Origin of the sequence: Bradyrhizobium sp. (assembly GCF_035935975.1) — a bacterium.
Lineage (GTDB): Bacteria > Pseudomonadota > Alphaproteobacteria > Rhizobiales > Xanthobacteraceae > Bradyrhizobium.
This window is the reverse complement of the sequence record NZ_DASYWN010000006.1, coordinates 174188-185865: the sequence shown is the minus strand read 5'-3', so window position 1 is coordinate 185865 and position 11678 is coordinate 174188. Positions and strand designations below refer to the sequence as shown.

Sequence of the window (11678 nt, the reverse complement as noted above, 5' to 3'; positions counted from 1 at the left end):
AATGGGGGCACAGCTTGGCCGTTCGTCTGTCCAAGGCGCTTGTTGAGATGCTGAATCTTTCTCCGCGCGACAATCTCAATGTGGAGGAAGCCTCGGAGGGCCAGCTCGCAGCGGAGAAGATCGACACGCGAGCGGAATTTCTGAGGCAGGTCGAGCAATTCCAGTTTCCGCTGCCTGAAGACTACAAGTTCGACCGCGACCATGCCAACGGGCCGTGAGCGTCTTCGAAAGAATTATCGGATATCCGCCTATTCGACCGACGCTTACCGCCAGGTGGGGCCGAGTACGATTGCCGGGGGATCCCGCTATCTGCCGCAGATGTCGAGCGAGGCCCTGTGGCCTCAACCGCACGCCCAGTCGAACTTCATATCCCTGAAGTCGAGTTGCGCGTTGCCGCCGCCGAAATTGTAGCCGCCAAAATATTCCTCGAACTCGACGTAGAACGGGCTCATCTCCGGCACGGCCTGGCAGGGCCGCATGGTGCCGCCGAGATGGTTTTGGGCGTGGTCCTTGCCCCACTCGTGCAGGCGGAAATTGTCGCGGCTCGGCACGCCGCCGACATAGTAGTAATAGGGCTGATACCCGGTCGGCGGATTCCGCCGCGTGTACTCGTCCTGCGGGCCCTTTCCGGCATTGGGATCGCTCGCGCGCGGTGTCAGCGCGATCGCGCGGGTCTCGCTGAGATCGTTGCGCGGTGGTGCCGCGAACTTCTTCTTGGCGTAAGGCGCGGCGGCCTCGAAGAACGCACTGGCGCCGCCGACATCGAGCCAGCGCGGCCGGTCGGCTGTCGCCAGCGCAAGCGGCGCCGGCGGCGTTGCGAAGGCGCCTTCGTATTCGCGGCTGGTCAGCAGCAGCGCGGCATATTCGTAATCGAGGATATCGGTCATGCGCGAGAGCCGCGGATGCGAGGCGCGCGCCATCACCGCCTCGCGGATCTCGGGGTCATCGGGCGCGCCGCCGTCATTGTGGTCGGGCGCGGTAGCGAAGAACGACACCGCGACGATGTCCTCGCCATGCACGCGATAATCCTCCGGCAGCTTCAGCGTGAAGCCGTGCATCAGCGGAAAGCCGGTGATGGGATCGAGCGGCCATTGCTCGCTGCTGATGCCCGGCGGCAGACCATAGACCCAGCCCTGGTCACGCTCACGGTCTGCGGGACGGTCCAGCATCTGCAAATCATACGCGCGCGAAGGCAAGGCAAACGCCACAGGACTCTCCCATCCGAATTCGAGCCTCGCCATTGAGGCGATGGTTAGTCGCAACGAGGACGGATGTGGTTCGTACCGAGAGGGCTGGGGATCATGCTATTCTGCCGGTGTTTTGCCCGACGTGTCAAACCACGACAGCATCCGCGCAAGTCATTGATTCCACACACCCCGTCTACTGTGCATGGGGTTGTTTTCGCATTTTTTGTTGGTCTCGTAGCCCGGATGGAGCGAAGCGCAATCCGGGGCGGTCTCGCCACGTCGGCAGAACCCTGGATTACGCTTCGCTCCATCCAGGCTACAAGTTCGCCATGACTGCGTGGCGAGTGGCGGCTACCCCAGCCGCCGTGCCGCGGCCGCATCCACCACGCTCTCCGCTTCGTCGTGCCAGCGCAGGATCTCCATCGCCAGCACGGGATGATTGAAGCCCTTGAGCTGGAGATCGTCGAGGGTGCGGGCTTCGACGAAGGGCTCGACGATGCCGTAGACGCGGCGGCTCGCCACGATCTGGTTGGGCTTGGCTTCGCTGCAGAGGCGGGAGGCGAGGTTGGTGACGCTGCCGATCGCGGCATATTCCAGCCGCTGCTCGAAGCCGACCTGGCCGAGCGTGGCATAGCCGAGCGCGATGCCGATGCCGAAGCCGAGGCTGTGGCCGCGGTTGCGCCAGCGCTCGGTCAGCGGGCCGATGGTGTCGCGCATCTCCACCGCCATCTTCACGGCGCGCTGGGTGTGGTCCTCGAACTGGATCGGCGCGTTGAACAGGATCATCACGCCGTCGCCGGCATATTTGTCGAGCGTGCCTTCGTATTTGAAGATCAGCTTGCCGAGCGCGGCGTGATATTCGCGCAGCACGTTCATCGCCTCTTCCGGCTCGGTCGCTTCCGTGAATGCGGTGAAGCCGCGCAAATCGCAGAACACCACGGTCACCTCGCGGCGCTGGCTGGTGAGCAGTCCCTCGGGGCTGTCGGAGGAGGCGATCAGCTGCGCCACCTGCGGCGCCAGGAAGCGCTCGAGCTTGCGGATGCGCTCGATCTCGCCGAGCTGGGTCGCGACGCGCTCCTCCAGCGACTTGTTCCAGTCCTTGAGCTGCTCGGTCTGCTCGCGCAGCTTGTCGGCCTGGGCGCGCACGGTCTCGTTCGCCGCTTCCAGCGCGTGGCTCTTGTGATCGACCTCGGTGAACAGCCGCGCATTGCGCATCGCCAGCACCGCCTGGTTGGCGAAGGTGCGCATCAACCCGATGAGGCTGCCTGCGAATTCGCCGCTGGCGCGGCGCAGCACCACGAGCGAGCCCAGCGTGCCCTGCTGGTCGACCAGCGGCACCACCAGCACCGAATGGAATCCGGCATTGACCGCGACATCGCGCAGCGGCTGCTCATTGGCATGGTCGAGGTCGGCAATCGCGATCGGCTCGCCGCTGTCGGCGGCATCGCTCAAAATGTTCTCGCCTTCGCCGATCGTGACATGCGCGCCTTCGGCCGATTTGTCGATGCCATTGGATTCGACCAGGTTGAAGCGGCGCGCCTCGGCGTCGTAGCCGTAGATCAATACCGCATCGGCATGAGTGATCTCGATCGCGCGCGCGGCGATGGTCGGCAGCACGGCGTTGAGATCGAGCGAGGAGGCGACGGCGCGGCCGACCTCTTCGAGCACCTTCAATTCGTTGATCGATTGCGCGAGGTCGCGGGTGCGTTCATCCACCTTGGTCTCGAGATTGGAATAGGTCTCCTGGAGCTGGTCGGCCATGCGGTTGAACTGGCCGGCGAGATCCTCCAGCTCGTCGGAGGTGTGGACGTCGATGCGGTGGTCGAAATCGCCTTCGCCGAGCTTGTGCGCGCCGTCGCGCAGCGCCGTGATCGGAATGATCATGCGGCGGGCGAGCAGCGTGCCGGCGAGGATCGCGACCAGCAGGCCCATGCCGATCAGCAGCGCGATGCGCACGAGCTGGTCGCGGATCGGCGTCAGCGCCTGCGTGGTCGGCTGCTCGAACAGCACGCTCCAGCCGAGCTTCGGCACGGTGCTCGCGGCCGTCAGCACCGAATGGCCGTTGAAGTCGGTGCCTGAGGTGTCGGGCTCGCGGCCGGGCGAAATCACGGCGGCCACCTGCGGCAGCTTCGACAGATCCTTGCCGACATCGGGGCCCTTCGACGACGTCGCCAGCACGCGGCCGCGCGGGTCGACCACATAGGCGAAGGCCGCCTTGCCGACCTGGGTGTCGGAGAGGAAGTCGGAGAGGAAGCTGAGATCGAGCTCGGCGACCGTGACGCCGGCATTGAAGCCGGAATGCGCCACCGAGATCGACATGAACGGCGTGCGGTCGACGAACCACGCCGGCGCGTAGCTGACGCCGCGGGCGACGGTGTCGGTGAAGCGCGCGTCGCGCGAGAGGTCAGCATTGCTGCCTGTGGTGGTCGACTGGCGCGAGACGCGTAGTACCTCGCGGCCGTCGCCGTTGAGCTGGAACAGCTGATTGACGACCGAGACCTGGTGCAGGAGCTGGGCGTAGTCGGCGCGACGCTTCTCGAGGGTGTCCTGGCTCGCCCGCGTCACCCAGGAGATCTGGCGTTCGAGCTCGGAGATCGACTGCTCCATCCGCCGGGCCGCGGCCTGCGCCTTGTCCTCGAGCCCGCCGGTCAGCGATGTCTTGGTGGCGCGATAGGAGATCCAGGTCTCCATCGCGCCGTTGACGGCGAGCACGAACACGACGAGGCCGACGAGGGAGACGACGTATTTGGCGAACAGGCCCTCGCGCAGAAACCGTGTCTTGTCGTTCGCTCCTGCCATCCCGATCCTCTTGCGCCGCCATCGACGCCGGCGCTACGGGCCGTCCGGGCCCAGCCGTCCTTCTAACATAATTTGGGCCGGAGGACCGGCGGCGTGGTTACCCGCCGTCGGCGTCACGTCCGGGGCGGCAGGGGGCTGAATCGTCGCAGCCTCATCCGTTCGGAGGAAGCCGCGGGCGGGACGGCCGATGTAAGGGATTGGCGTGGAGTCCAGAGCGTTGGTCCGCCCATCATCGATTGAAAAGCTGCCGCAGCACGTCGTTCATTGGCTGACTGTCTTGCTGCGCCATCGGCGGGTCCGGTTGGGCCGGGGGCGCGGGCGAGGCCTGCGGCGCCGGTGTCGATGGCGCGGCCGGCAGGCTGCGGCTGCGGCTGGTGCCCGTGCCGGTCGCTGCGCCGTTCGAAAGCCCCTGCTGGATCAGATTGCCGATCGCCTCGCCCAGCTGTCCGCCGAGCGGATTGTTCTGCCCCGGCTGCTGGCCTTGCGGATTGGCGTTGCCGGTCGCATTGCCGCCCGGCGCGGTTGCGCCGCCGAGCCCGAGGTTACCGAGGCTGCCCAAAATGTTGCCAAGCCCGGCGCCGTCAGGTCCGAACAGGCCCTTGCCCATCTCGCGCAGCTTGGCGTAGGCGGCATCGGGGTTGTCGAGCATGCCGGCCATATCAGGGTAGATCCGCGGCTGCGACCAGCTGCCCTGGATCATCACGGGGATGCCGAAGCCGACCGGATCGGAGGTGCGGCCCTGGCCCTCGGTCGTCATCACCAGCTTCGGCTCGACGCGAAAGCCCATCATCTTGGTGTCGAGCGCGATTGTGCCCGCGCCAGTCACGCGCACCAGCGGACCGATCAGATTGAGATCGGTCGTCACCGCCTGTCCCTTGTCGATGCGGAACGAGGCCGAGAGCTGCGACAGATCGGTGCTCTGCTCCTGGCTCTCCTGCCAGCCGGACAGCGTGCCCGAGGTCAGCGAGCGGATCATCTGCGCGACGTTGATGCCGCGGATGGCGCCGTCCTGGAAATTAACGAAGGCCGTGCCCTGCATGTTCGCCATCAGTGCGCGCTGGCTGGTGCCGGCGCTGCGCAGCGCGAGCTTGGCCTGCAGCTTGCCGTCGATGCGGTCGAATTCGGCAAGGCCCTGCAGCAGCGGCAGCGCGCGCACATTGACGAGGTCGGAATGCATCGCAAAGCTCGGCGCGCCCGAGGTCGCATCCAGGATCACCTCGCCCGAAACCTGGCCGCCATAGGCGCCGAGATTGGCGGTGCCGGCCTTCAGCACGCCGCCGGCGAGTTTTGCATCGAGCGCGAGCGGCGCAAGGCGCGCATCGCCGATCACGGCCTCGTTCGCGGAGATCCTGACTTGCGCATCGACGTAATTGAGTCCGGAGACGTCGATCGGCGCATCGCTCCAGGGCTGTCCGGTCGCACCCTGCGGCGATTTCGCCAAGGGGAGCGTGAGGCGCTGGAAGTCGAGATCGACCTTGACCAGAGGCTTGCTCGCGATGTCGACCGAGGCCCAGCCGTTGAAGGCGCCATCGCCGAGCGTGCCGTTCACGCCGTTGATCATCACGAGATCGCCGTTGAGCCGCATCTCGGCGTGACCCGCGAGCTGGGACTTCAGCACGTCGGGCATGTCGATGGCGAAATCAACCGGGATCGTCGGTCGATCGGTCGGCGGCGCCGGCGTCGTTGCCTTGATGTCGAACTTGGTCGGGTGCTCGCCGACGCGCGCGGTGCCGGTGATGTTGACCTTGCGGTCGCGGCCGACGACGGCATCGGCGTTGATGGCGCTGATGCGGCCCTCGACGCGATCGCGCAGGCGCGAGAAGGCGACCTCGCCGTCGGTGATCTTGACGCGGTCGATGGTCGCGCCGCCCGCATCGAGCGCGAGCGGCTTCGACGAGGTGCCGGCATTCGGCAGGCGCTCACGCAGCAGCGGCTGGTAGAGCACGGGATGGGTGACGACGAGCTCGCTGATCTTCGGGTTGCCCGACCACACGCTCGAGAGAGACATGTCGGCCTGCATGCTGTCGATCGTGAGGCGCGTGATGCCGCTGCGGTCCTTGGGGTCGGCAAGGATGAGATCGTTCAGCGTGACGTTCAGCGTCGGCCACAGGCTGATCTTGGTGGTGCCGTCGATCGACAGGCGATAGCCGGTCGCGCTCTCGACGCGCGAGGCAATCGTCGAGGTCAGGAAGCCCGACGGGATCCCGACCACGAGCAGAAGCGCGATCACGACGATGACGGCGGCGAACGCGGCGCCGGCGAATTTCACTGCTCTCATCTCGACTTTCCAACGACGGACAAACCGCGCCGAACCCGGCCGCACGCCCGCTTGTTGTGCGTGAGTTTATCCCGGGACGGCAAGCCGCTCCAGCCGGTCAAAAATAGTCGGGGGGTGCTGCAAAGTTATGTGACTTATGACACACTTCTCTGGCGCGGTTTTACGCGATTCTGACGCTGATGGTTCCAAACGATTTGCCGCCGAAATTGACAGGAAAGTTCATAAGGACGTTGAAATGAGCAAACAGGCCGAATTTGCGGTCATCCTGAAGATGAACCCGATGTTCGCCGATCTCGGCGCGGACGAGCTCCAGCGGCTGTCCAATCTCTGCCACACCCAGCATCTGGGGAATGGCGAGGTGCTGTTCCAGAAGGGCGATGCCGGGGACGCGCTGTTCGGCGTGCGGCGCGGCCAGGTCCGCATCGAGACCGGCGCTTCCGATGGCAGCCGGCTGACGCTCAATTTCATGGGTCCGGGCGACCTGTTCGGCGAGGTTGCGGTGCTGGACGGCCAGAGCCGCACGGCGGATGCGACCGCGGGCGAAGCCAGCGAGCTGTTCGTGCTGCGGCGCGAAGATTTCCTCGGCTTTCTCGAGCGCGAGCCGAAGGTCGCGATCAAGATCATCGCGCTGCTGTGTCAGCGCATCCGCTGGCAGAGCGAGCGCATGGAAGAATCCATGCTGCAGCCGCTGCCGGTGCGCCTGGCGCGCCGGCTCTGCGCACTCGCGGCCGATTTCGGTTCCGAGGTGCACATCTCGCAGGAGCAGCTCGGCATCTTCGTCGGCGCCGCCCGCGAGAGCGTCAATCGCCAGCTTCAGGCCTGGCGCAAGGAAGCGATCCTGGATCTCCAGCGCGGGCGGATCCTGCTGAGGAACATGACGAAGCTGACCGCGATCGCGCGGAACGAGTAGGGCGAGCGAATTCATTTCGCTTGGACGATGGAAGGCAGTTCGACGACAGTATCCTCTGCAAGGAGGGCCGCGTATCCCAACGCTTCGTCAATGTCTTCGCGCTCGAGATACGGGTAGTCGTTGAGGATGGATTCGCGCGTCTCGCCGGCTGCCAGCAGACTGAGTAATCGCGCGACTGGAAACCGCAACCCGCGAATGCAGGCTCTGCCAGTGCAGACGGCGGGGTCCATCGTGATACGCACAAAGGCCATGGCATAAGCTAGCGCGTGCGGACGACATGCGCCAGCGTATGCCTCTAAGCCGGTTCGCCCCAAAGCTTACTCCGCCGCGGGGTGCACCATGTTCTTCGGCGTCGGTGCTGGCGCATCCGCCGCTTCGTGGTGGCTGGCCGTCTCGGTATCCTCGCTGTGGACGATCAGCCGCTTGCCGAAGCGCCAGATCAGGGCGCCGAGATCGTCCATCACCATGAACATCGCCGGCACGAACACGAGCGAAAGGATGGTCGAGAAGATCAGGCCGCCGATCACCGCGAGCGCCATCGGCGAGCGAAACTCGCCGCCGGCGCCCACCGCGAGCGCGCTCGGCATCATGCCGGCGGCCATCGCGATCGTGGTCATCACGATCGGGCGGGCGCGCTTCATGCCGGCGTCGATCATGGCTTCGTCGCGCGGCTTGCCGGCGTGAATGGCTTCGATGGCGAACTCCACCAGCATGATCGCGTTCTTGGTGACGATGCCCATCAGCATCAGGATGCCGATCCACACCGGCGTGGTGAGCTGCTTGCCGGTGACGAGCAGGGCCGCGATCGCGCCGCCGATCGAGAGCGGCAGCGAGAACAGGATGGTGATCGGCTGCAGGAAGGTGCCGAACAGCAGCACCAGCACCGCGTAGACCATCATCAGGCCCGCCGTGATCGCGGTGGCGAAGCCGTCGGACAGTTCGTTCAGGCTTTCGGCGTCGCCGGAGGGGGAGACCTTCACGCTCTTCGGCAAGGTCTTCATCACCGGCAGGTCGTAGATCTTCTTGGTGGCATCGCCCAGCGCGGCGGAGCCGACGAGGTCGGCGGCAACGGTGGCCTGCCGCTCGCGGTCGTAGCGGTTGATGCTGGTCGGGCCCTGGTCGAGCTTGACGTCGGCGATGACCGAGAGCGGCACGCCGCCCTTCTCGCCGTGCTCGCCGAGCGGCACGCGCAACTGTTCGAGTGTCTTCAGATTGCCGCGCGCGGCATCCTCGAGCTGGACGCGGACCGGCACCAGGCGGTCGCCGACGTCGAACTTGGCGAGCGCGGGGCCGACGTCGCCGATGGTGGCGACGCGGATGGTCTGCGAAAGACTCTCGGTGGAGACGCCGAGGCGCGCGGCGAGATCGGCGCGCGGCTCGACGCGCAGTTCGGGCCGCTCCAGCGTGGTTTCCGAGATCACGTTGGAGATGGTCGGAATCCGCTTCATCTGCGTCGCGAGCTCGCTGGCGACGTTGTTGACGATGTTCGCGTCGACGCCGGTCACGACCAGTGAGATGGCGCGCAGGCCGTTCTCGTCGAGGAACCAGAAGCGGATATCCGGAATGTTCTCCAGCTCCTGGCTGATCGAGAACTCCAGCTCGCGCTGGGTGATGTCGCGGTCGGCCTTCGGCTTGTAGTTGATGATCAGGGCGGCGCGCCGGACTTCCTGTGTGCCCGGCGGAACGCGCCCGCCGTCGACGAAGATGCTCTTCACCTCGGGCCGCTTGCGCAGGCGGGCGACGATGTCCTCGGTGACCTTTTCGGTGTAGGCGAGCTGGGTGCCCGGCGGCAGCTCGAGGGCCAGCAGCGAGCGCGCGCTGTCCTGCGCCGGCAGGAAGCCCTGCGGCAGCAGCGTGATGCTCCAGATCGAGGCGGCGAAGATGCCGAAGCCGATCAGTACCGTGATGAAATAGTGCTTCACCGACCAGGCCACGATGCGGTTATAGGACCGCAGCACGCGCCCGGGCGGCGGCTCTTCGTGATTGCCATGCTTGAGGAAGTAGGCGGCGAGCACCGGCGTGACGAAGCGCGCCGCGAGCAGCGAGAAGAACACCTGCACCGAGACGGTGATGCCGAATTGCTTGAAGAACTGTCCGGCGATGCCCGACATGAAGCTCGCGGGTGCGAAGATCGCGATGATGGTGAGCGAGATCGCGATCACCGCGAGGCCGATCTCGTCGGCGGCTTCCAGCGCGGCACGGTAGGGCGATTTGCCCATGTTCATGTGCCGGACGATGTTCTCGATCTCGACGATGGCGTCGTCGACGAGAATACCTGTCGACAGCGTGATGGCGAGGAAGCTGACGAGGTTCAGCGAGAAGCCGAGCAGGTCCATCGCCCAGAACGCCGGGAAGATCGACAATGGGAGCGAGATCGCGGCGATGATGGTGGCGCGCAGATCGCGCAGGAACAGCAGCACGATGACGACGGCGAGGATCGCGCCTTCGAACAGGGTCGAAATCGCCGCTTCGTAATTGCCGTTGGTGTATTCGACCGAGGTATCGATCAGCTTGAGGTCGACGTCGGGATAGGCGGCCTTGAGCGCATTGATGCGCTTCTGCACGGCGTCGGCGACCTTCACGTCGCTCGCGCCCTTGGAGCGCTTGATGCCGAGCGCAACCACCGGCTCGCCGTTGAAACGGGCGAAGGTACGGCGGTCGGCGATGGTGTCGGTGACGGTGCCGAGGTCGTCGAGCCGCACCTCGCCGCCGCCGAACAGCGGGACCATGGTGCCGGCGAGGTCGCTCAGCGTCTTGGCGCCGGCCAGCGTACGGATCGCCTGGTCGTTCTTGCCGATCTCGGCGCGGCCGCCGGCGACGTCCACATTGGTGCCGCGCAGGCTCTGGCTGACATTGACGGCGGTGAGGCCCATTGCCTGCAGGCGGTCGGGATCCAGCGAGACCAGGATCTCGCGCTCGACACCGCCGATGCGCTCGACCTGGGCGACGCCGCGCACGCCCTGCAGCGCGCGCTTGACCACGTCGTCGACGAAATAAGAGAGCTGCTCCGGCGTCTTGCCGGGCGAGATCGCGGCATAGGTGACGATCGGCAGGCCGATCACGTCGACGCGCTGGATCAGCGGCTCGGTGACGTTCTGCGGCAAGTTCGAGCGCACGCGCGTCACCGCGTCCTTGACGTCGTTGAGCGCGCGGTCGGTGTTGGTCTCCAGTGCGAACTGGATGGTGGTCACTGACAGACCGTCGGTGATGGACGAGGTGATGTGCCGCACGCCCTCGACGCCGGAGACGGCGTCTTCAACCGTCTTGGTGACCTGGGATTCAAGCTCGGCGGGGGCCGCGCCGAACTGCGACACCGCGACCGAGATCACGGGAATGTCGGCCGACGGCAGCCGCGTCACCGCGAGCTTCACGAAGGAGGTCCAGCCGAGGACCAGAAGGATGATCGAAAAGACGACCGACGGCAGCGGATGACGTATCGACCATGCCGAAATATTGAGAGCCATCAGCGTACCCGCGTGCGATCGAGTTCATCGGCGAACATGGTCTTGATCTGGTCGCCGTCATGGAGCGAAGAGCCGGCGTCGGCCACGACGATTTCGCCGACGTCGAGGCCTTCCAGGATTTCCGTCGCGGTGTCGGACGACAGTCCGACCCGCACCTTGCGCGTCTCGACAATGTTGCCTTTGACGACCTGCACGGTGAGATGGTCGATCGCGGTCTTGGGAACCGCGACGCCGCAGCTTCGCTTGGCGTCGATGGACGCACGAGCGAATACGCCGACCTTCAGCGAGGGATTATTGGTGACGCTGATGCGGACGCGGCCGAGCTGCGTGGTGCGGTCGATTTCGGGTGCGACCAGCCGAACCCGGCCGATCAGATCGGGCGCGTCGTCGCGGCTGATGCGTACGGTGGCGCCGGCGCTGAGCTTGGGCATGTGGACCGCCGGAACCTGCGCGTCGAGCTCGATCTCGTTGTTGACCGCGATGCGGAACATCGGGCCTGCCTGCGGCGAGGCAGGTGCGCCGACGATGGTGCGGACTTCGGTGACGAGGCCGGGGGCAGGCGCCTTCAGCGAGATCGGGCCTTGCGGACCGGGCCGCTGCGGCTGGCCCGGAATCTGCGGCGGCGCCGTCAGGCGCGCCAGCTCCTGATTTTCGGTGACCATGGTGCCTTCGGTGACGAAGAGGTCGGTGACCCTGGAACCTTCCTGGTCGGCGACGACCACCGCTTCGCGGCGCGGCACGAAGAAGCCGGTCACCCGGACGAGGTCCGAGAAGCAGGCGTTGGTCGACTTCGTGACGATGACGAGCGCCTCGCTCGGCGTCTCCTTCACCTCGGGACGGCGTCGATGTTCGAACAGATAATAGCCGACGCCGAGGGCCACGACGAAGAGCACGGTTCCGGCCGGCTTGAGATATTCGGAGAGGTTCATCGCCGGATCATCCTGGCCTGGCTCACGGCCGTCCGTACGAGGCCCGCTGAGAGCATTTCCCTGAAATAAAGCAGCGTCCCGCAAGGCTGCGGGACGCGCTCTGGCAACATC

8 protein-coding genes are annotated in these 11678 nt (G+C 65.8%); 2 read left to right on the top strand and 6 right to left on the bottom strand.

Annotated features, from left to right (window positions below):
- Positions 1-47: 47 nt before the first annotated feature.
- Positions 48-218 (top strand): AbrB family transcriptional regulator, encoded by a 171-nt coding sequence (locus VGR99_RS01685; protein WP_326896560.1) that lies wholly within the window; start codon positions 48-50, stop codon positions 216-218.
- Between the two features lie 123 nt (positions 219-341).
- Here the strand turns inward: VGR99_RS01685 and VGR99_RS01680 are convergent, their stop codons facing one another.
- The 3 genes from VGR99_RS01680 to VGR99_RS01670 form a co-directional block, all read right to left on the bottom strand.
- Positions 342-1169, bottom strand: a complete 828-nt coding sequence (locus VGR99_RS01680) for a hypothetical protein (protein WP_326896559.1) — start codon at positions 1167-1169, stop codon at positions 342-344.
- Between the two features lie 369 nt (positions 1170-1538).
- Positions 1539-3986: an adenylate/guanylate cyclase domain-containing protein gene (locus tag VGR99_RS01675; RefSeq protein WP_326896558.1), complete on the bottom strand. Its 2448-nt coding sequence runs from the start codon at positions 3984-3986 to the stop codon at positions 1539-1541.
- 229 nt (positions 3987-4215) lie between these two features.
- Positions 4216-6264 carry an AsmA family protein gene (locus VGR99_RS01670; RefSeq protein ID WP_326896557.1) on the bottom strand — a complete coding sequence of 683 codons (2049 nt, stop codon included), beginning with the start codon at positions 6262-6264 and terminating at the stop codon, positions 4216-4218.
- Positions 6265-6499: 235 nt separating this feature from the next.
- On the opposite strand from VGR99_RS01670, the gene VGR99_RS01665 reads away from it, so the two are divergent.
- Positions 6500-7174: a Crp/Fnr family transcriptional regulator gene (locus tag VGR99_RS01665; protein WP_326896556.1), complete on the top strand. Its 675-nt coding sequence runs from the start codon at positions 6500-6502 to the stop codon at positions 7172-7174.
- Between the two features lie 11 nt (positions 7175-7185).
- Here VGR99_RS01665 and VGR99_RS01660 read toward each other — a convergent pair whose 3' ends face one another.
- The 3 genes from VGR99_RS01660 to VGR99_RS01650 form a co-directional block, all read right to left on the bottom strand.
- Positions 7186-7425 carry a DUF433 domain-containing protein gene (locus VGR99_RS01660; RefSeq protein ID WP_326896555.1) on the bottom strand — a complete coding sequence of 80 codons (240 nt, stop codon included), beginning with the start codon at positions 7423-7425 and terminating at the stop codon, positions 7186-7188.
- Between the two features lie 66 nt (positions 7426-7491).
- Positions 7492-10638: an efflux RND transporter permease subunit gene (locus VGR99_RS01655; protein WP_326896554.1), complete on the bottom strand. Its 3147-nt coding sequence runs from the start codon at positions 10636-10638 to the stop codon at positions 7492-7494.
- On the bottom strand, positions 10638-11567 hold the full coding sequence (locus VGR99_RS01650; protein WP_326896553.1) for an efflux RND transporter periplasmic adaptor subunit: 930 nt from the start codon (positions 11565-11567) through the stop codon (positions 10638-10640). The genes VGR99_RS01655 and VGR99_RS01650 overlap by 1 nt, the downstream gene beginning before the upstream one ends.
- Positions 11568-11678: the final 111 nt, after the last annotated feature.

What these genes read in the sequence shown, in the direction of transcription:
- VGR99_RS01685 (WP_326896560.1), top strand. Translation starts at nt 48, where the DNA reads ATGCTGAATCTTTCTCCGCGCGACAATCTCAATGTGGAGGAAGCCTCG.
- VGR99_RS01680 (WP_326896559.1), bottom strand. Translation starts at nt 1,169, where the DNA reads ATGCTGGACCGTCCCGCAGACCGTGAGCGTGACCAGGGCTGGGTCTAT.
- VGR99_RS01675 (WP_326896558.1), bottom strand. Translation starts at nt 3,986, where the DNA reads ATGGCAGGAGCGAACGACAAGACACGGTTTCTGCGCGAGGGCCTGTTC.
- VGR99_RS01670 (WP_326896557.1), bottom strand. Translation starts at nt 6,264, where the DNA reads ATGAGAGCAGTGAAATTCGCCGGCGCCGCGTTCGCCGCCGTCATCGTC.
- VGR99_RS01665 (WP_326896556.1), top strand. Translation starts at nt 6,500, where the DNA reads ATGAGCAAACAGGCCGAATTTGCGGTCATCCTGAAGATGAACCCGATG.
- VGR99_RS01660 (WP_326896555.1), bottom strand. Translation starts at nt 7,425, where the DNA reads ATGGCCTTTGTGCGTATCACGATGGACCCCGCCGTCTGCACTGGCAGA.
- VGR99_RS01655 (WP_326896554.1), bottom strand. Translation starts at nt 10,638, where the DNA reads ATGGCTCTCAATATTTCGGCATGGTCGATACGTCATCCGCTGCCGTCG.
- VGR99_RS01650 (WP_326896553.1), bottom strand. Translation starts at nt 11,567, where the DNA reads ATGAACCTCTCCGAATATCTCAAGCCGGCCGGAACCGTGCTCTTCGTC.